Consider the following 18,819-nt stretch of genomic DNA (forward strand, 5'->3'; position numbering starts at 1 on the left):
TGCGGGGTGCGATCACCACAGGGAGCGGTAGGCCGACCGGGCTCGCGGGTTCTGGCGCACGAGGCTGGAGGCGACGTAGCCCGCCGGCTCCTCGAAGTACGACTCGTAGGCCATGTGCTTGCTGTAGCGCTTGAACAGGGAGTGCATCGCACGGATGTAGAACGGGTTGTCCCCGCCGGTGTGGCCGGCCCACTGGCTGCCGGACGAGACGCCCCACTCGCTCACGCCGACGTCGACGCCGCGCTTGCGGGCCCACTTGAACCACCACTCGATGCCGTACTGGCGGTTGAAGCGGGACGTGGCCTGCTTGGCGTTGCGGATCGCGTCCCACTGGTCGTAGTAGTCCGGCGCGACGATGTCGACGTACTTCTTGCCCGGCCACGCGGCGGTCGGGGCCACGCCGGTCTGGCCCGCGCCCTCGTTGGGCGTCCAGGCGATGCGGAAGCGCTCGCCCGGGACGCTGCGCAGGGCGCTGGCCGCCTCGCGGAAGCGCGTGCGCCACGCCGCCTGGTTGGCCCGGGTGACGTGCCAGCCGTTGGCGAGGTTGAACTCCTTGCCGATGACGATGATGGCGTCGCGCTCGCCCCGGTCGACGAGCAGGCGCCCGAAGGCGCGCCACTGGCGCTTGGAGGAGGTGTTGACGCTCGAGTCGTGCGGCCACGTGGGCACGCTCACCTCGAGGCGGGCGCCTGCGGCGCGGATCCCCGCGGTCTGGTCGAGCCACCAGGTGTCCATCATCGAGGCGAACGAGTCGCGCACCGGGTGGACGGAGACGAGGTCGAGGCGGGCGCCGCGCATGCGCTCGAAGGCCCGCGCCTCCTCCGTGCTGTGGGCGAAGACACCGGAGAGCCACGGCTTCCCGGACTTGGTGCGGGAGACGGTGCGGGAGTCGGGGGCGGATGTGAGCGGACGCGCACTGTCGGAGGTGGCGGCCGAGCCGGTCGTCGGGGCTGCCTGGGCGCCCGTGCTGGGCGCCAGCCCGGTCAGGCCGAGGGCGAGCAGGCCGGCGACGGCGGTGAGTCTCTTGTTCATGGTTCCTCGAAGATCAAGGGCCCTCGAGGGCAGGAGCCAGCGTCCGGCTGCGGAGCAGGCGGACGACGGACGTGCACGGTGGCCCGGACGTGGGCCGGTGCTTCACGGGCCGCGGGAGGCGGCCCTCCTGGTCGGGGGCTCGTGGTCAGGTCAGGTGGTCAGCCGCCGCACCCCCGCGGTCCCGAGGCGCGGCGGCCAGACGGCGACGCCCCCCAGCGGGCCGTTCCGGGCACTACCGCGCACCATCATCGAGTTCACCGAAATCGGGGATGACGAAGCGACCGCGCGACTGTATACCTTGTCCGGCCGATCCCATCCCTTCGGGGGGGTATGCACCGGGGTGAGCCTGGACACGGCCGGCGGCGGCAGTGGGCGCGAGCCGCCTCCCGATGACCGCTCAGCCGCGCGGCAGGGGCACCCGGAGGAACCGCGGCCGGTAGAGCAGCGGGTCGTCAAGCACCCGCCCGACGTCGGTGCTGTTGCGGCTGTACGACACCAGCACCGACCCCGCCTCGGGCAGCAGGTCGGGGTGGGCCAGCGGCATGTACCGCAGCTCGCCGCCGGCGCTGTCGGAGGGCAGGTCGGCCACCGGCGGCTGGGCGGTGAACGGTCCGGTCGGCGCCGGCGCGGTCCAGAAGACGAGGTCGGAGCCGAGGAACTCGTCGCGCTTGCTGAAGGCGTACCACCGGCCGCCGCGCTCGAAGACGCTCAGCGTCTGCGACGTGCCGCCCTCGGCCGGGACCAGCTCGGCCGCCGCGCCGGGGTCGGCCACCCAGGCGCTGCCGTCCCAGTAGCGCCACCGGTCGGTCTCCAGCACGTCGTCGGGCCGGACGCGCGCGACGCGGAGCGAGAACCCCGTCGGTGCATCGGCCTCGGGGCGGGCAGTGCCGTAGAGGTGGAGCCAGCCGTCGGCCAGCGCGGTCGCCGCCCCCCACATCGGCCGCGCCGGGTCGGCGGAGTCCTCGCCGACGTCGACGCGGGAGACCAGCTGCGGGGTCTCGCCGCGCGGCACGACGTACAGCGCGACGGCTGGGCCGAGGTTCTCGAACCCGAACGCGTCGGTGCGGTCGGTGGACCGCACCCGCTGGGCGGTGACCGTGACCAGGTCGTAGCCCGGCCGCCCGCTGACCACGACCGACATCGGCCAGTAGCCCACCTGGCCGTCGCGGTCGGGGATCACCGCGCCGCCTCCGGCCGGGACCACGACCTGCAGGCAGCCCGGCTCGACGACCAGCATCGAGTTGCGGACGAAGGACCGCCCCCCGTCCCCGGCGCGCAGCGTGTCGCCGAAGACCCACACCCGCCGGCCGTCCTGCAGCGCCGCCTCGGCCCCGACGTCGCCGCCCTGGAACTGCGGCGACCCGCGCAGCTCGGTGACCCGGTTGAGGTCGGCCACCGTGCGCACCGGCCCGGTCGGCTCGCACGTGGTGGCCGAGGCCAGGCTCGGGTAGGCCTCGGCGTCGTCGGGCCCGGGCAGCAGGGCCAGCGTCAGCACGACGCCGCCCGCGAGCAGGGCCAGCACCGCGAGCAGCTGTAGGCGCCAGCGCCCCGTCGTGGGCACGTCGTCGGCCGGTCGATCGGCGCGTGCCGGGACCGCGGGGCTGGTGCGCACCCCGTCGAACCGGGTCAGGGCAAGCACGAGCAGCCCGACGGCCGCCACGACGGCGAGGAGCAGCAGCTCGCGCTGCGCACCACCGCCCGCCGCGCTGTCCCGCACGGCCTCGGCGACCGCGCCGGCCGGGGTCCACCGGGTGACCCCGGGCCAGGGGTCCGCCAGCAGGAGCGGGTCCTCGGCGACGAGCAGCGGGAGCGGCACGACCAGCAGCAGGGCCGCGGCCAGCAGCAGGCCGGCGAGGCCGGCCAGCGCCTCGAGCGCCAGGGTGAGGCAGCCGGCGGCGAGGACGCCGAGCGCGAGCGCGGCGCCGACCTCCGGGGCCGCCGCGCCGGGCACCCCGGGGAGCAGCGGCGCGGTGCCGAGGACGACCGCGGCGAGCGCACCCAGCGCGGCCAGGCGCAGGAGCCCGCGGGGCAGGGTGCGGGCGAACGGTCCCCACACCAGCGAGACGACCAGCACCAGCACGAACGCCGCCGCCACGGCGGCCAGGCCGAGCGCGTCGTACGCCGGCGCGTTCCGGACGGGCCCGACGCGCTCGACGGCGAGGGTCCGTCCCCGGCGCTCCTCGGCGGCCCGCGCCTCGCGGACCAGCGCTGCGTCGAGGTCGTCGGTGCGCAACCGGGGGAGCAGCAGGGTGTCCTCGGTGCGGCGCAGGTCGAGCACCAGCACGGCGACCACGTCGCCGGCGGCCAGCGCCGCCTCGGCCGTGGCCCGGTCGTCCTCGGGCTCGGCGTCGAAGGGCGACCCCGGCAGCGCGTCCACGTCCCGCGCGAGCGGCCCCACCACCACCTCCGGCCCGACGAGCAGCACCGGTGCGCCGTGGGTGCGACCGGCCGCGGCGTCGTCGACGGCGGGCAGCACGGCCAGCAGCGCGCCGACCAGCAGGGCCAGCGCCGCGAGCGTGCGCAGCCGCCGCCGGGTGATCACCGGTCCAGTGTGCCGGGCGCCCCGCCCGTGCCGCGCCATCCCTCCGCGAGGCGGTCCCGGCCCGCTCGGGGGGCACGCGGACGGGGTGGGTACCGGACCCCCATGACCCACACGCCCGAGGACCCGGCGACCAGTCCCGCGACGCCGCCGGCCGCATCCGACGAGCACGCCGCGACCACGCCCGCGGCCCAGCCCGCACGCCCCGCGTCGGGCGGCGGCGACCCGCTGCGCGGCTCCCTGACCAGCGGGATCTGGGCCGCGCTCGTGGCGTTCGGCGTCGTGCTGGTGCTGCTCGTCGTCTTCATCGCCCAGAACACCGAGCGGGTCCTGGTCCGCTTCCTCGGCTTCGAGGGCGAGACCCCGCTCGCGGTGGCCCTGCTCATCGCCGTGGCCGCCGGCCTGCTGCTCACCGCCCTCGCCGGCACGCTGCGCCTGTGGCAGGTGCGCCGCCGGGTGCGCCGCGAGACCAAGCGCAGCCGCCGCTGACCCGGGTCCCGCCCCGACCGAGGGGCCTCGTGATGCCCAGCGCGCGCTCCGGCGCGCGCTCGGCATCACGAGGCGGTCAGGTGCTGGGTCAGTCAGGGCTGCGGTCAGGGCTGAGCCGTGCGCGAGGCCCGCAGCCGGGCGTCGACGGCGGCGGGGGAGAGCTCGTGGTCGATGACCAGCGCGGCGCAGCCGACCAGGCCGGCGGAGTCGCCGTGGGCGGCGGGCGCGAAGCGCAGGTCGCGGGTGACCGAGCCGGCGGCGCGGGCGTAGACGCTCTCGCGCATGCCGGCGGTGTAGAGGTCGAAGGCCGAGCCCATGTCGCCGCCGACCACGACGGTCTGCGGGTGCAGGAGGTTGACCGCCACCGCGAGCACCTCGCCGACGCGGCGGCCGCTCTCGCGCAGCATGCTGCGGGCGACGGGGTCGCCGTCGAGCGCCAGCGCGACGAGGTCCCGGACGTGGCGGGCCTCGGTGCCGCCCTCGACCAGCCGGTTGACCATGGCCCAGCCGGCAGCGACGGTCTCGAGGCAGCCGTGCGCCCCGCAGCGGCACAGCAGCTCGTCGGCGCCCTCGACCCGGGTGTGGCCGAGCTCGCCGGTGACCCCGCGCGAGCCGTTGACCAGCCGGCCGTCGGCGATGACGCCCAGGCCCAGGCCGGTCGAGGCCTTGACCACCAGGACGTCGCTGCCCAGGGGCGCGGGCCCGAACAGCTCGGACCGGGTGAGCGCCGAGGTGTCGTTGGTGAGGTGGAGGGGCGCCGCGCACGCGTCGTGGAGGTACGGCGCGAGCGGCACGCCGTCCCAGCCCTTCATGACCGGGGCGTCGACGCTGACCCGTCGCTCGGGGTCCACCGTGCCGGGCAGGCTCAGCCCGATCCCGAGCACGGGCGGCTCGATCCCGTCGAGCAGGGTCCGCAGCCGCTCGGCGACGTCGACCATCACCTCGTCGGGCCCGCTGCCGACCTCGTGGTCGCGGGTGTCCCCGACGATCTCGCGGCCGTCGAGGTCGAACACACCGACCTGGGTCCGCGACCGCCCGACCGCGGCGCCCACGACCACGGCCGCGTCGACGTTGAAGGACAGCGAGCCGGCGGGTCGCCCGCCCGTCGAGGCCAGCCCGGTGCCCTCGGTCACGAGGCCGGCGGCGACCAGCGCGGTGACGCGCTGGGAGACGGCCGTGCGGGAGAGGCCGGTGAGGCGGCCGAGGTCGGCCCGGGTGGACGCCTCGCCGGCCCGGACGAGGGACAGCAGACCGCCGGCGGTCGTCTCGACCGGTGTGGTGCTCATTGTCGGATCAAAGCACGGCAACTTTGTCCGTGAAAAGTCGGAAGTCCGCTTGTATCGATCCAAAAGTCCTGAGACCGTGGAGTCATGCACTCGACCCCGGACAGCCCGACCTCCCTCGCGGCGCTCCCGGAGCACTGCGACTTCACCGTCTTCGGCGGCACGGGCGACCTGGCCCTCCGCAAGCTGCTCCCCGCGCTGTACCACCGCGACCGCGAGGGCCAGTTGCTCCCCGGTCACCGCATCGTCGGCGTCTCCCGCAGCCCGATCGACTCCGAGGGCTACCGGACGATGGTCCGCGAGGCGCTGGCCACCCACGTCCCGGCCGACGAGCTCGACCCGGTCGCGGTCGACCGGCTGCTCGGCCGCCTGCACCACCTCGACCTGGACGCGCACACGCCCGAGGGCTGGCACGAGCTGCACGGCCTGCTCAAGGACCGCCCGGGCGCCGACGAGACCGTCCGCGTCTACTACCTCGCCGTCGCGCCGGGCCTCTTCGGGCCCACCTGCGAGCGGCTCGACGAGCTCGGCCTCGTCGACGAGCGCTCCCGCGTGGTCATGGAGAAGCCGATCGGCCACGACCTCGCCTCGGCCCGCGCGGTCAACGACGCGGTCGGCCGGGTCTTCGCCGAGCACCAGGTCTTCCGCATCGACCACTACCTGGGCAAGGAGAGCGTCCAGAACCTCCTGGTCACGCGCTTCGCCAACGCCTTCCTCGAGCCGCTGTGGAACAGCCGCTGGGTCGACCACGTCCAGATCACCGTCGCCGAGACCGTCGGCGTCGGCAAGCGCGGCCCCTACTACGACAACGCCGGCGCGCTGCGGGACATGGTGCAGAACCACCTCCTGCAGCTGCTGTGCCTGGTCGCCATGGAGCCCCCGACGTACGTCGGCCGCGAGACCGTCCGCGACGAGAAGCTCAAGGTCCTCCAGGCGCTCAAGCCGCTGACCCCGCTCGACGTGGACCGCGACACCGTGCGCGGCGCCTACGAGGGGTACGCCGAGGAGGTCGGCCACGCCGACTCGCGGACCGAGACCTTCGTGGCGCTCAAGGCCGAGGTGCAGAACTGGCGCTGGGCCGGCGTGCCGTTCTACCTGCGCACCGGCAAGCGGATGGACCAGCGCGCCTCGGAGATCGTCGTGGTCTTCAAGGAGCCGCCGCACGCGATGTTCCCGCACAGCGAGGGCACGACGGCCCCGAACCGGCTGCACATCCTCGTCCAGCCCGACGAGGGCATGAAGCTGCACCTGACCGCGAAGGAGCCGGGCCCCGGCGGCATCCGGCTGCGCCCGGTGTCCCTGGACCTCTCCTACGCGACCGCGTTCGACCAGCGCTCGCCCGACGCCTACGAGCGGCTGCTGATGGACGTCGTCCGCGGCAACCCCACGCTGTTCATGCGCCGCGACGAGGTGGAGGCGGCCTGGTCGTGGGTCGAGCCCGTCCTCGCCCGTTGGGCGCAGCGCTCCGCCGAGTCCGGCGAGCGCCCCGAGACCTACCCCGCCGGCTCGACCGGACCGACCGCCGCCGCCGACCTGATCGGGCGTGACGGCCGCACCTGGCAGGAGACCGACCAGTGAGCACCTCCCCACAGCAGCCGATCCACCCCGTCGTCGCGGCGGTGACCGCGCGCGTCACCGAGCGCAGCGCCGCCGGCCGCGCGGCGTACCTGCGCCGGGTCGAGCAGGCCACCGACCGGGCGCCCGCCCGGCACCGCCTGGCCTGCGCCAACCTCGCGCACGGCTTCGCCGCGGCCGAGCCCGACGGCAAGGCCGCGCTGCGCGGGCGGGTCAAGCCGAACGTCGCGATCGTGACCAGCTACAACGACATGCTCTCGGCCCACCAGCCGTTCGGCACCTACCCGCCGGTGCTGAAGAAGGCCGTGGTCCGCGCCGGTGGCGTCGCCCAGGTCGCCGGTGGCGTGCCGGCGATGTGCGACGGGATCACCCAGGGCCGCGACGGCATGCAGCTCTCCCTCTACAGCCGCGACGTCATCGCGATGTCGACCGCGATCGCGCTCTCCCACGACATGTTCGACAGCGCGCTGATGCTCGGCGTCTGCGACAAGATCGTGCCCGGGCTGCTGATCGGCGCGCTCTCCTTCGGCCACCTGCCGACCGTCTTCGTGCCCGCCGGCCCGATGGCCTCGGGCCTGCCCAACGGCGAGAAGGCCCGCGTGCGCCAGCTGTACGCCGAGGGCAAGGTCGGCCGCGAGGAGCTGCTCGAGGCCGAGGCCGCGTCGTACCACTCGGCCGGGACGTGCACGTTCTACGGCACCGCCAACTCCAACCAGCTGATCATGGAGGTGCTCGGGCTGCACCTGCCGGGCTCCTCCTTCGTCAACCCCGGCACCCCGCTGCGCGAGGCGCTCACCCGCGCCGCCGCGGCGCGCTCGGTGCAGATCACCCGCCAGGGCGGCGAGCCCACGCCGATCGCGAAGATCGTCGACGAGAAGGCGGTCGTCAACGCGTGCGTCGCGCTGCTGGCCAGCGGCGGGTCCACCAACCACACGCTCCACCTGGTCGCCATCGCCCGCGCTGCCGGCATCACCCTGACCTGGGACGACCTGGCCGACCTCTCGGCCGTGGTGCCGCTCTTGGCCCGGGTCTACCCCAACGGTGCCGCGGACGTGAACCACTTCCACGCCGCCGGCGGCATCGCGTTCCTCGTCCACACGCTGCTGCGCGCCGGGATGCTGCACGAGGACGTGTGGACGATCGCCGGCCGCGGGCTGCGCCACTACACGACCGAGCCCGTGCTGCGCGGGACCGCCGAGACCGGCGACCTGACCTGGGAGGAGGGTCCCAAGGCCAGCCTGGACCTCGACGTGCTGCGCCCCGCGGACGACCCGTTCCAGGCCACCGGCGGCCTCGAGGTGCTGCACGGCCCGCTGGGCACCGCCGTCGTGAAGACCTCCGCGGTCAAGCCCGAGCACCGCGTCGTGACCGCGCCGGCCATGGTCTTCGACGACCAGTCCGACCTGCTCCGGGCCTTCGACGACGGCCTCCTCGACGGTCGCGACCTGGTCGCGGTGGTCCGCTACCAGGGCCCCGCCGCCAACGGCATGCCCGAGCTGCACAAGCTGACCCCCGCGCTCGGCGTCCTCCAGGACCGCGGCCAGCGGGTCGCCGTGGTCACCGACGGGCGGATGTCGGGTGCCTCGGGCAAGGTCCCCGCCGCCATCCACGTCACGCCCGAGGCCGCCCTCGGCGGACCGCTGAGCCGGGTGCGCGACGGCGACCTGGTCACCGTCGACGCCGAGCGCGGCGTGCTGACGGTGCGCACCCACGACGGCGCGGACCTGGCCTCCCGCGAGCCCACGGGCCGTGCGCCCGAGGGCGAGGAGTGGGCCGGCACCGGCCGCGAGCTGTTCGCGGCGTTCCGCGCCACGGTCGGCCCGGCCGACGCCGGCGCCAGCGTCTTCCCGGCGTACGACGCGCCGGCCGAGCCCCGTCCCCTCACCAGCGAGGTCCCCGATGCCCAGCCCGTCTGACGTCCCGCCGGTCGCGCCCGACGCCCTGCCCGACGCCCTGGCCGGCTCCCTGCTCGACCTGGTCCCGGTGATCCCCGTCGTGGTCGTCGACGACCTGGCCCAGGCGGTGCCGGTCGCACGGGCGCTCGCCGCGGGCGGGGTGCCCGTCGTCGAGCTCACCCTGCGCACGCCGGTCGCGCTCGACGCGATCCGCGCGATCGCCGCCGAGGTCCCCGAGGTCCTCGTCGGGGCCGGGACCATCGTCGCGCCGGACCAGGCCGAGCAGGCGCTCGACGCCGGCGCCCGGTTCCTCGTCTCGCCCGGGACGACGCCCGGCCTGCTCGACGCCATGCTCGGGACCGGCCTGCCGTTCCTGCCGGGCACCGCGACGGTCTCGGAGGTCCTGGCCGTGCTCGAGGCCGGCCTCACCGAGATGAAGCTGTTCCCGGCCGAGGCCTCGGGGGGCACGACCTTCCTCTCCTCGCTCGCCTCGCCGGTGCCGGCCGCCCGGTTCTGCCCGACCGGCGGGATCACACCGGCCAACGCCGCGTCGTACCTCGCCCTGCCGAACGTCGGCTGCGTCGGCGGCTCCTGGCTCACGCCCAAGGACGCGCTCGCCGCCGGTGACTGGGAGCGGGTCACCGACCTGGCCCGGGCCACCCTGTCCAGCCGGTCAGGACCAGCGGAACGGACGATGGACCCCCGCGCCTGAGGACCCCTACTGTGACCGTCGCCCGCGGGCGGCCAGCGCCGCCCCCGGGCGGCGTCCCCGCTCGACCGTGGGGGGAGGGCGGGGGCGTCCACTCGGGATACTGACCCGGTGGCCGCCCCCCGACGTCGCTGGACCCCCACCCTGGCGGTGGTGCTGGTCGCGGCGCTGGTCAACCTCCCGGTCGTCCACGGGCTCTGGCTCGACCGGCGGCTCGCCGCCGACGGCGTCGTCCGGGTCGCCACCGTCGAGGCGCACCGCGAACGCGGCGACGCGCACCTCCTGCAGTACGTCGTGGAGGACTTCCCGGGCACCGCGGACGTCGATCCCGACGTCTACGAGCAGGCCGTCCGGACCGGCCAGGTCGCCGTCCGGGTGCTCCCCGACGACCCGTCCGCCCGCCGCGTCGAGGGCGAGGTCCGTGGGCGCCTCGGGCTGGTCCTCGCGCTCGTCGCCGACGCGGCGCTGGCCCTGATGCTCCTCCTGCTCTGGCGCTTCCGCGGCCGGCACCGCCCGCAGCTGCGGCTGGTGGCGACCGGCGACGTCGAGCGCTGCCCGCCGGGCGCACGCCTCGAGCCGGTCGGGGACCAGCACGTCGTGTGCGGCGACGTCCTCGAGATCGGTGACGGCGAGCTCGTGCTGGACCTCGGCGACCTGCGGGTGCAGGTGCTCCTCGACGGGCACGTCAACCAGGTGGGGCACCAGCAGCCGGCGCGGGTCACCGGGCGGCTGGTCTGATCGACCGCCGGGGACCCACCACGGCCCTGCCATGCTTCCCGGCATGACGACGCTGCACGACTTCAGCGCCCGCGGCATCGACGGCAGCAACGTCGACCTCGCGGCGTACGCCGGCCGGGTGGTGCTGGTGGTCAACACCGCCTCGCAGTGCGGGTTCACCCCGCAGTACCAGGGCCTGCAGGCGCTCCACGACCGCTTCGCCGACCGCGGGTTCGCGGTCCTCGGCTTCCCGTGCGACCAGTTCGGCGGCCAGGAGCCGGGCTCGGACGAGGAGATCTCCGGCTTCTGCGAGCGCAGCTTCGGCGTCAGCTTCCCGCTGTTCTCCAAGGTCGAGGTCAACGGGTCCGGCGCGCACCCGGTCTTCGACTACCTGCGCTCGGAGAAGGGTGGGGTGCTGGGCAACCGGATCAAGTGGAACTTCACCAAGTTCCTCGTCGGGCGCGACGGCCGCGTCGTCGAGCGGTACGCCCCGACCACCAAGCCCGAGCGGATCGCCGACGACGTCGAGCGGGCGCTCGCCGCCGGGGTCGCGGGCTGATGGCCCGCTTCACGTCGGGGACGACGGCCGAGGCGGTCGTGCGGGCCCCGCGCCAGGCGATCTGGGACGTGCTCACCGACCCCGCGCTGGTCGCGCGGCTGACCCCGCTGCTCAAGCGGATCGACGCCGACGGCGAGCACTGGACGTGGCACATGAGCGGCCTCGACGTCCTCGGCGTGCAGGTGGCGCCGACGTTCACCGAGCGGATGTCCTACCGGGAGCTGGAACGGATCGACTTCTCCCACGACCCGCCCGCCGGCTCCTCGGAGCGGGCCGGCGTCGAGGGGTGGTACGTCCTCACCGAGGTGCCGGAGGCCGAGGGCGGCGGCACGCACCTGGCCACCAGCCTCGACATCACCCTGGAGCTCCCGCTCCCGCGGCTGTCCTCGCCGGCCGTCACCGCCGCGATGCGCGGCGTCATGGGGCAGATGGGGGAGCGGTTCTCGCGGAACCTGCTCGCGCACCTCGGGGTGGCCGAGGCCTGACCTCGGCTGGTCGCCCACCCTGGTCCGCCTCTGCTCCCGCCCTGGTCCGCCCGGCGGGGTAGTCCGCCACCGGAGGGCCCTTCCCGCGCCCGTCGAGGGCGCAGGCGTGCCGGACTACCCCGACGTACCCCCCGGTGGCGCGGCGCCCGTCCGGGGCCCGACCTCTCAGGGGAAACCGGCACATTTCAGGGGACGCAACCCCTGAGAAGTGCCGGAATCCCCGGGGCCTCGGGGATTCCGACGAGCGGGCGCCAGCCCGCCGGTCTCAGACCGGCTGCCGCTCGCCCTCACTGGCGCCGGCGGCACCGGCCTCGCCGGGCACGAGCTCGCCGCCGCGGCCGCGCTCGAGCTTCTCGCCCTCGACGTCGACGTTCGGCAGCAGCTTGTCCAGCCAGGCCGGGAGCCACCAGGCCTTCTCGCCCATCAGGTAGAGCAGGGCCGGGACGAGCGCCATCCGGACGACGAAGGCGTCGAGGAGGACGGCGACGGCGAGCGCGAAGCCCATCGACTTGATGATCGGCTCGTCGATCAGGATGAACGCGGCGAAGACCGAGATCATGATGACCGCCGCGGCCGCCACGACGCGGGCGCTGTTGCGGAAGCCGTCGACGACGGCGTCGCGGGTGCCCATGCCGTGCACGTGCGCCTCGCGCATCCGGGTCACCAGGAACACCTGGTAGTCCATGGCCAGGCCGAAGACCAGGCCGATGAGGAAGATCGGCATGAAGCTGACGATCGGCTGGCCCTCGACGATCCCGAAGGTCCCCTCCTGGAAGACCGCCACGGTGATGCCGAGCGTGGCCAGCACCGAGAGAAGGAAGCCCAGGGTCGCCGTCAGCGGCACCAGGATCGAGCGGAAGACGATCATCAGCAGGATGAACGCCAGGCCGATCACGACCAGCAGGTAGATCGGCAGCGCGTCGCTGAGCCGCTCGGAGACGTCGGTGAAGATCGCCGTGGTGCCGGTGACGCCGAGCTCGGTGCCGGTCGCCTGCTCGAGGTCTGCCTGGCCGTCGCGGAGCGCGGTGAGCAGGTCCTCGGTGGCGGTGTCCTCGGGGCCGGTGCGCGGGGTGACGAGCACCTGGGCGCCGGTGCCGGCCTCGTTCTGGCCCACGACCTGGGCGTTGAGGACGTCGTCCTGGCCCGCGGCCCACTCCACGACCTCGCCGTACGCCGCCGGGCGGTCGTCGGCGGGGACGTCACGGCCGTCGACGACGAGCAGCAGCGGGGCGTCGCGGCCCGGGCCGAACGCGTCGGCGACCAGGTCGGAGGCCTTGCGCTGGGTGGAGTCGACCGAGGCGGTGCTGTCGGTCGGGAAGGCGAGGTGCAGGTCCTTCATCGGAATGGCCAGCGCACCCAGCGCGACGACGACGAGCGCGACGACGGCGAGGGGCTGCTTGCCCACCAGGCGCGCCCAGCGGACGCCGTTGTTGAGGACGCGGCCGTCGTGGTCGCGGGCCGGGCGGTAGCGGCGTACCCGGCCGGCGAAGACCTTGGAGCCGAGCAGGCCGAGCAGGGCGGGCAGCAGGGTGAGCGCGACCAGCACGGCGACGAGGACGGTGCCGGCGGCCGCGATGCCCATCGAGGTCAGGAACGGGATCCGCACGACGGAGAGCGCGGCGAGCGCGATGAGCACGGTGAGACCGGCGAAGACCACCGCGGAGCCGGCGGTGCCGACGGCGAGGCCGGCCGCGTCCTGCCGGTCGGAGGTGTGGTCCAGCTCGGCCCGGAAGCGGGCCAGGATGAACAGGCAGTAGTCGATGCCGACGGCGAGGCCGATCATCGTGGCGAGCATCGGCGTCGTCGAGCCGATGTCGGTGAAGGCGGTCATCAGGCTGATGCCGGTGACGCCGAAGCCGACCCCGACGGCCGCGGTGAGGATGGGCAGGCCGGCCGCGACGAGCGAGCCGAAGGTGAGGACGAGGACCACCAGCGCGACTGCGATGCCGATCAGCTCCGAGGTGCCGCCGATCTCCGGCATCCCGGCGCTGCCGGAGCCGTTGGCCTCGACGGTGAGGCCGCTGTCGCGGGCCTCGGCCAGGACGTCCTCGAGGTCCTCGATGGTCGTCGGCTCGACGTCCGCGACCGCCTCGACGTCGAAGTCCCAGGTGATGGTGCCGACCCGGCCGTCCTCGGACAGCGGGGACAGCGCGGCGGCGTTGGCCTCCGCGACCTCCGGGTCGGTCCCGGCCTCCTCCGCGGCGCCGACGAGCTGCTCGCGCTGCTGCTCGGCCGCGGTGACCGGGTCGACCAGCGGCGTCTCGGGCATCTGCGGCAGGCCGGAGAGGTCACCGATCAGCGCCTTGGTGGCCCGGGTCCACTCCGGGTCGGAGAGCTGCTCGCCCTCCGGCGCCGCCACGACCACGTTGACGGTCGCCTGCTCGGCCGGGTCGGGAGCGCCCGGGAAGAGCTCGGCCTGCATGTCCGAGGCCTTCTCCGAGGGGATGCCCGGGATCGAGAACGAGTCGCTCATCGGCTTGGAGAACGCCGCCACCGAGGCGCCCAGGGCGATGAAGAGCACGACCCAGGTGGCGATGACGAGCGGCCACCGCCGGTAGGCGGTGAGTCCGAGGCGGTGGAGCAGCGTGGCCATGGGGGTTCCTTCGGGCTGTCGGGGTGCGGGTGCGGGTGGAGCGGGACGAGGGTCCTCAGGAGAGGAGGCGGCGGGCGGCGGCGAGGTGCTCGTCGAAGACCTCGCCGAGGGGGCGGTCGTCGCCCGCGACGTACGCGGCCATGACGCTGTCGAACACGGTGACCAGCAGGCGCACCAGCAACCGTGCGTGCACGGGGTCCAGGTCGGCCTCGCGCTGGGCGACGAGGCCGGCGATGTCGGTGCAGATGTCCTCGAACCGTCCGTGCAGCGCGATGAGCAGCCGCGGCGTCGTGGTGAGGATGTGCTGGACCCGGCGGACCTGGTCGCGGTCGATGTCCTTGGTCTCGAGGATGACGTGCCCCAGGCTCGCGAGGTCCTCGACGAGCACGCCGTGCGGCCCGCCGCGGGCGAACTCCGCGCGGACCTCGTCGGGGATCCGCGGCGGGTTGCCGAGCACGGCGTCGAGCTTGCTGGGGAAGTAGTTGAACAGGGTGCGGCGCGAGACGTCGGCCGACGCGGCGAGGTCCTCCATCGTGAACCCGTCGAGCCCGTGCTCCTCGACGAGCCGCTGGGCGCAGTCGGAGATGCGGTCCTCGGTGTCGCGGCGCTTGGCGTCGCGCCGCGAGAGTTCGGTTGCACTTCCGGTCATGGAGTGCAGTCTTGCACTCTTGCCCAAGCCGGTGCAAAACTAGTGACGGCTGTCACGTGCCGCCCGCCGGGGCCCCTCCTGACTTGCCGGTAACCCGCGCGGGCGCGGAGAGTGGGTCGGTGACCTCCCGATCAGCCGCCACCACCTCGTCGTACTCCATCACCATGCGGCTGCACACCGCTCCCGACCACGGCGTGGTCGGAGCGGTCGCCACCACGATCAGCCAGGCCGGCGGCATCGTGACCGCGATGGACGTCGCGGAGTCCAGCCACGAGCGGCTCGTCGTCGACGTCACCTGCTCGGCCAGCGACGCCGACCACGCCAAGCTGCTCGAGCAGGCGGTCGACGCGCTCGACGGCGTCACCGTGCACAAGACGAGCGACCGCACCTTCCTGCTGCACCTCGGCGGGAAGATCGAGGTCTCCTCCAAGGTGCCGCTGCGCAACCGCGACGACCTCTCCATGGCCTACACCCCCGGCGTGGGGCGGGTCAGCACCGCGATCGCCGAGCACCCCGAGGACGTGTGGCGGCTGACCAGCAAGGGCAACACCGTCGCCGTCGTCACCGACGGGTCCGCGGTGCTGGGCCTGGGCAACATCGGCCCCGGCGCGGCGCTCCCGGTGATGGAGGGCAAGGCGGCGCTGTTCAAGCGCTTCGCCGGCATCGACGCCTGGCCGATCTGCCTGGACACCCAGGACATCGACGAGATCGTCCGGGCGGTCGAGATGATCGCGCCCGGCTTCGGCGGCATCAACCTCGAGGACATCGCCGCCCCGCGGTGCTTCGAGATCGAGCGCCGGCTGCGCGCGAGCCTGGACATCCCGGTCTTCCACGACGACCAGCACGGCACGGCGATCGTGGTCCTCGCGGCGCTGACCAACGCGCTGCGCGTGGTGCACAAGTCGCTGGCGTCCGTGCGGATCGTCGTCTCCGGTGGCGGCGCCGCCGGCACCGCGATCGTGACCCTCCTCCTCGCCGCCGGCGTCACCGACGTCGTCGTCGTGGACCGGGCCGGCGCCCTCAGCGCCGACGACACCTCGCTCACCGGCGCCCACCGCCAGCTCGCCGAGGCCACCAACCCCCGGCGGGTCACCGGCGACCTGCACACGGTGTTGACCGGGGCGGACGTCTTCATCGGCGTCAGCGCCCCGCGGATCCTCAAGCCCGAGTGGATCAAGGACATGGCAGACGACGCGGTCGTCTTCGCGCTGGCGAACCCCGACCCGGAGGTCGACCCGGCCGAGGCGGACAAGTACGCCGCGGTCGTGGCGAGCGGCCGCTCGGACTACCCGAACCAGATCAACAACGTCCTCGCCTTCCCCGGCGTCTTCCGGGGCCTGCTCGACGCGCGCGCCTCGGAGATCACCGTGGAGATGCTGCTGCGGGCCGCCGACGCGATCGCGCACGTCGTGGACGACGACGAGCTCAACCCGTCCTTCATCATCCCGACGGTCTTCCACCCCGACGTCCCGAAGGCCGTCGCGGCGGCCATCCGCGGCGCCTGAGCGCGGAGCGGGCGGTGCCTCAGGCGCCGCCCGCCGAGCCGGCCGCGTAGAGCGCCGCCCCGACGACGCCGGCCTTGTTGCGCAGGGTCGCCGGCACGATCTCGGTGTCGAGACCCAGCAGCGGCAGGAACTCGTCGGCCCGCTTGCTGATCCCGCCGCCCACGACGAACAGGTCGGGGGAGAAGAGCCGCTCGAGGTGGTGGTAGTACGCCGTCAGCCGCTCGGCCCAGTCGGCCATCGAGAGGTCCTCGCGCTCGCGGGCGCTGTTGGCGGCCCGCTTCTCCGCGACGTGGCCGTCGATCTCGAGGTGGCCGAGCTCGCTGTTGGGCACGAGGACGCCGTCGTGGACCAGCGCCGAGCCGATGCCGGTGCCGAGGGTGGTGACGATGACCAGCCCGCGGCGGCCGCGCGCCGCGCCGTACCGCACCTCGGCCAGCCCGGCGGCGTCCGCGTCGTTGACGACGTGGACCTCGCGCCCGGTGGCCTCGGTGAACAGGGCGTCGGCGTCGGTGCCGACCCAGGCCGGGTCGATGTTCGCCGCCGAGCCCACGACGCCGTGCCGAACGATGCCGGGCACCGTGACCCCGATGGGGCCGTCGCTGCCGGGGAACTGCGCGAGCAGGTCGCGGAAGACCCCGGCGACGACCTCGGGGGTCGACGGCTTCGGGGTGCGGATGCGCGCACGTTCCGCGGCGAAGTCGCCCACCTCGAGGTCGACCGGCGCGCCCTTGATGCCGGTGCCGCCGAAGTCGATGCCGAAGGGGGTGCTGGGACCCAGCGTCGTCGCTGCCATCCCTCCATCCCACCACGCCCGGGTCGGGGGGACGGAGGCGCGGCGTACGACGGTCAGCCGGCGGCCGCGCGCACCGCCGGGGGTGCGAGCACCACCGTGGGCGCCAGCACCGACTCCAGCGCGTGCACCAGCACCTCGTTGTCGGCCCGGTCGCGGACCGCGACGCGCAGGTGCGGTCCCAGCCCCTCGAACCCCGGCTTGCCCGTGCAGTCCTTGACCAGCACGCAGTGCTCGTTGAGCAGGCGGGCGGCGACGTCGGCGCCCGAGGCGCCGGTCGTGACCTCGCACAGCACGAAGTTGGCCTGGGAGGGCACCACCCGCAGCCCGTCGAGCGCGGAGAGCCGCTCGACCAGGTGGTCGCGCTCGGCGCGGATCCGGCCGCACGCGTCGACGTAGTCGGCCTGGTGGTGGCCGATGACCTGGAGGAAGTACTCCCCGACCGAGTTGATGTTCCAGACCGGCAGCCGTCGCGCCACGCGGGCGACCAGGTCGGCGTCCCGGGTCGCCAGGACGCCCAGCCGGGCGCCCGGGACGCCGTAGCTCTTGCTGATGCTCTTGATGACGACCGCCGAGGGGTGGGCGTCGAGCACCTCCTGGGTGAGCAGGCTGGTGCAGTGGTCGGGGTCGGCGAAGTCGACGAACGACTCGTCGAGCAGCACGCGCTTGCCGGTCGCGTCGGCCCGGTCCAGCAGGCTGAGCACCTCCTCGGTGCGCAGGCACCGGCCGGTCGGGTTGTCGGGGTTGACCAGCACCAGCAGGTCGACCCAGTCCAGCAGGTGCGTGTAGTGCTCGAGCGACGACCCGGTGCCGACGTCGGCGCCGTCCCCCGGCCCGCGGACCGTGACGACCTGCGCGTGCGGGAAGCGCTTGACGTACTCCTCGAAGGTCGGCACGGTCACGCCGACCGTGCGGGCCCCGACGACCTCGCCGAGCGCCGCGATCAGCTCGGCCGCGCCGTTCCCGACGAGGAAGCACTCCGGCTCGCCGCCGAACATCTTGGCGGCCAGGTGGTTCTGCACCGTCGCGCTCGAGGGGTACTCGCCCAGGAGCCGGGGGAAGGAGCGGGCCAGCTCCTCGCGCAGGGCGGGGGTGGGGAAGTAGGGGTTGACCAGGTAGCAGAAGTCCAGCAGCCCGGGGAACCGCCAGAACCCGCCGTGCCGACGCAGGTAGTGGTGGTAGCGGTCCTCGGCCGGGGCGAACAGCGTCTCGGCGATCTGGTGGTCCTGGACGTCGTCGATCTCGTACCACGCCTCGCCCTCGAGCGGCATGCCGACGAGCCCGTGGTGGTCGAGGCCGGCGATGACCCGGAGCACCTGCTCGTAGTAGTCGTTCGGGCCGACGGACCGGACGTAGGCCTCGAGGAACGGCAGGTAGCGGTTCTTGATGAACTCCCGCGACAGCTTGTAGATGTTGACCGTCTTGAAGTACTGCCCCATCGCCGAGCCGTCGACCAGGTGCTTGGGCACGAAGGCCTCGACCACGCCGTCGCGCCCGAGGGTGACCATCGTGCCGTCCATCCAGGGCTCGTACGCCGCGACCGCCGCGACGTCGGGGGAGGGGTGGGCGAGCAGCCGCTCGATGATCTGCGGCTCGAAGATCAGGTCGCTCTCCAGCAGCAGGGTGTCGTCCTTGGCCAGCTCCTCCGCGGCGAGGTAGAGCGAGTGGATGTTGTTGGTCGTCGCGTGGTCGGCGTTCTCCACGTAGGTCACCGGGACGCCGCGGTACTCGTGGCCGACGGCGTCACGGACCCCTTGGCCGCGGTGGCCCACCACGATCGTGACCCGTTCGACGCCGTTGGCGACCAGGGCGTCGAGGCTCCGCTCCAGCAGCGTCCGCCCGTGCACCTCGACCATGCACTTGGTCCGGTCCCTGGTCAGCCGCCCCAGTCGTCGACCGACGCCCGCGGCCAGGATGAGTGCCTGCACGTTCCCCTCGCTTCCTCCGGGCCGTCGCTCCGGCGGGTGCCGGGATGCCCTCGCCGCCAGTGAACGGGCGC

Annotated in this window: 15 protein-coding genes; 8 read left to right on the top strand and 7 right to left on the bottom strand. The window is 74.1% G+C overall.

The annotated features are described in order from the left end of the window. Positions 1–12: 12 nt before the first annotated feature. Both OSR43_RS00230 and OSR43_RS00235 read right to left on the bottom strand, forming a co-directional pair. Positions 13–1,032: a hypothetical protein gene (locus OSR43_RS00230; RefSeq protein WP_302268896.1), complete on the bottom strand. Its 1,020-nt coding sequence runs from the start codon at positions 1,030–1,032 to the stop codon at positions 13–15. A gap of 397 nt (positions 1,033–1,429) precedes the next feature. After that, positions 1,430–3,574 carry a hypothetical protein gene (locus OSR43_RS00235; protein WP_302268898.1) on the bottom strand — a complete coding sequence of 715 codons (2,145 nt, stop codon included), beginning with the start codon at positions 3,572–3,574 and terminating at the stop codon, positions 1,430–1,432. 102 nt (positions 3,575–3,676) lie between these two features. Here OSR43_RS00235 and OSR43_RS00240 point away from each other — a divergent pair, with 102 nt between their 5' ends. Continuing rightward, entirely contained in the window at positions 3,677–4,060 is a 384-nt protein-coding gene (locus OSR43_RS00240) for a lipopolysaccharide assembly protein LapA domain-containing protein (protein ID WP_302268899.1), read from the top strand. Between the two features lie 104 nt (positions 4,061–4,164). Here OSR43_RS00240 and OSR43_RS00245 read toward each other — a convergent pair whose 3' ends face one another. Continuing rightward, positions 4,165–5,346, bottom strand: a complete 1,182-nt coding sequence (locus tag OSR43_RS00245) for an ROK family transcriptional regulator (protein ID WP_302268900.1) — start codon at positions 5,344–5,346, stop codon at positions 4,165–4,167. A gap of 84 nt (positions 5,347–5,430) precedes the next feature. Between OSR43_RS00245 and zwf the strand changes: the two genes are divergently transcribed. The 6 genes from zwf (at position 5,431) to OSR43_RS00275 (ending at position 11,283) form a co-directional block, all read left to right on the top strand. Next, complete coding sequence (gene zwf / locus OSR43_RS00250) at positions 5,431–6,921, top strand: glucose-6-phosphate dehydrogenase (protein ID WP_302268902.1); 1,491 nt, start codon at positions 5,431–5,433, stop codon at positions 6,919–6,921. A gap of 20 nt (positions 6,922–6,941) precedes the next feature. Then, complete coding sequence (gene edd, locus OSR43_RS00255; RefSeq protein ID WP_367891534.1) at positions 6,942–8,834, top strand: phosphogluconate dehydratase; 1,893 nt, start codon at positions 6,942–6,944, stop codon at positions 8,832–8,834. Then, positions 8,818–9,525, top strand: coding sequence for a bifunctional 4-hydroxy-2-oxoglutarate aldolase/2-dehydro-3-deoxy-phosphogluconate aldolase (eda, locus tag OSR43_RS00260; protein ID WP_302268905.1), 708 nt, complete (start codon positions 8,818–8,820; stop codon positions 9,523–9,525). The genes edd and eda overlap by 17 nt, the downstream gene beginning before the upstream one ends. A 108-nt stretch (positions 9,526–9,633) precedes the next feature. Then, entirely contained in the window at positions 9,634–10,260 is a 627-nt protein-coding gene (locus tag OSR43_RS00265; protein WP_302268906.1) for a hypothetical protein, read from the top strand. A gap of 43 nt (positions 10,261–10,303) precedes the next feature. Further along, positions 10,304–10,798: a glutathione peroxidase gene (locus OSR43_RS00270; RefSeq protein WP_302268908.1), complete on the top strand. Its 495-nt coding sequence runs from the start codon at positions 10,304–10,306 to the stop codon at positions 10,796–10,798. Then, the gene (locus OSR43_RS00275; RefSeq protein WP_302268910.1) at positions 10,798–11,283 is read left to right on the top strand and encodes an SRPBCC family protein; all 486 of its coding nucleotides are present in this window, start codon (positions 10,798–10,800) and stop codon (positions 11,281–11,283) included. The genes OSR43_RS00270 and OSR43_RS00275 overlap by 1 nt, the downstream gene beginning before the upstream one ends. A gap of 265 nt (positions 11,284–11,548) precedes the next feature. Here OSR43_RS00275 and OSR43_RS00280 read toward each other — a convergent pair whose 3' ends face one another. Together OSR43_RS00280 and OSR43_RS00285 are read right to left on the bottom strand one after the other, a co-directional pair. Beyond that, positions 11,549–13,876, bottom strand: coding sequence for an MMPL family transporter (locus OSR43_RS00280; protein ID WP_302268912.1), 2,328 nt, complete (start codon positions 13,874–13,876; stop codon positions 11,549–11,551). Positions 13,877–13,931: 55 nt separating this feature from the next. Continuing rightward, the gene (locus OSR43_RS00285) at positions 13,932–14,525 is read right to left on the bottom strand and encodes a TetR/AcrR family transcriptional regulator (RefSeq protein ID WP_302268913.1); all 594 of its coding nucleotides are present in this window, start codon (positions 14,523–14,525) and stop codon (positions 13,932–13,934) included. 164 nt (positions 14,526–14,689) lie between these two features. Between OSR43_RS00285 and OSR43_RS00290 the strand changes: the two genes are divergently transcribed. Then, entirely contained in the window at positions 14,690–16,030 is a 1,341-nt protein-coding gene (locus OSR43_RS00290; RefSeq protein WP_302271752.1) for an NAD-dependent malic enzyme, read from the top strand. 19 nt (positions 16,031–16,049) lie between these two features. Here OSR43_RS00290 and ppgK read toward each other — a convergent pair whose 3' ends face one another. Further along, on the bottom strand, positions 16,050–16,823 hold the full coding sequence (gene ppgK / locus OSR43_RS00295; protein ID WP_302268914.1) for a polyphosphate--glucose phosphotransferase: 774 nt from the start codon (positions 16,821–16,823) through the stop codon (positions 16,050–16,052). A gap of 53 nt (positions 16,824–16,876) precedes the next feature. Continuing rightward, complete coding sequence (locus OSR43_RS00300) at positions 16,877–18,748, bottom strand: aminotransferase class I/II-fold pyridoxal phosphate-dependent enzyme (RefSeq protein ID WP_302268916.1); 1,872 nt, start codon at positions 18,746–18,748, stop codon at positions 16,877–16,879. Positions 18,749–18,819: the final 71 nt, after the last annotated feature.

The sequence above is a fragment of the Nocardioides sp. Arc9.136 genome (assembly GCF_030506255.1).
Lineage (GTDB): Bacteria > Actinomycetota > Actinomycetes > Propionibacteriales > Nocardioidaceae > Nocardioides.

Bases quoted from the DNA above. Each gene is read 5' to 3' on its own strand.
- OSR43_RS00230 (WP_302268896.1), bottom strand. From the start codon at position 1,032: ATGAACAAGAGACTCACCGCCGTCGCCGGCCTGCTCGCCCTCGGCCTG.
- OSR43_RS00240 (WP_302268899.1), top strand. From the start codon at position 3,677: ATGACCCACACGCCCGAGGACCCGGCGACCAGTCCCGCGACGCCGCCG.
- OSR43_RS00245 (WP_302268900.1), bottom strand. From the start codon at position 5,346: ATGAGCACCACACCGGTCGAGACGACCGCCGGCGGTCTGCTGTCCCTC.
- zwf (WP_302268902.1), top strand. From the start codon at position 5,431: ATGCACTCGACCCCGGACAGCCCGACCTCCCTCGCGGCGCTCCCGGAG.
- eda (WP_302268905.1), top strand. From the start codon at position 8,818: ATGCCCAGCCCGTCTGACGTCCCGCCGGTCGCGCCCGACGCCCTGCCC.
- OSR43_RS00270 (WP_302268908.1), top strand. From the start codon at position 10,304: ATGACGACGCTGCACGACTTCAGCGCCCGCGGCATCGACGGCAGCAAC.
- OSR43_RS00275 (WP_302268910.1), top strand. From the start codon at position 10,798: ATGGCCCGCTTCACGTCGGGGACGACGGCCGAGGCGGTCGTGCGGGCC.
- OSR43_RS00280 (WP_302268912.1), bottom strand. From the start codon at position 13,876: ATGGCCACGCTGCTCCACCGCCTCGGACTCACCGCCTACCGGCGGTGG.
- OSR43_RS00285 (WP_302268913.1), bottom strand. From the start codon at position 14,525: ATGACCGGAAGTGCAACCGAACTCTCGCGGCGCGACGCCAAGCGCCGC.
- OSR43_RS00290 (WP_302271752.1), top strand. From the start codon at position 14,690: ATGCGGCTGCACACCGCTCCCGACCACGGCGTGGTCGGAGCGGTCGCC.
- ppgK (WP_302268914.1), bottom strand. From the start codon at position 16,823: ATGGCAGCGACGACGCTGGGTCCCAGCACCCCCTTCGGCATCGACTTC.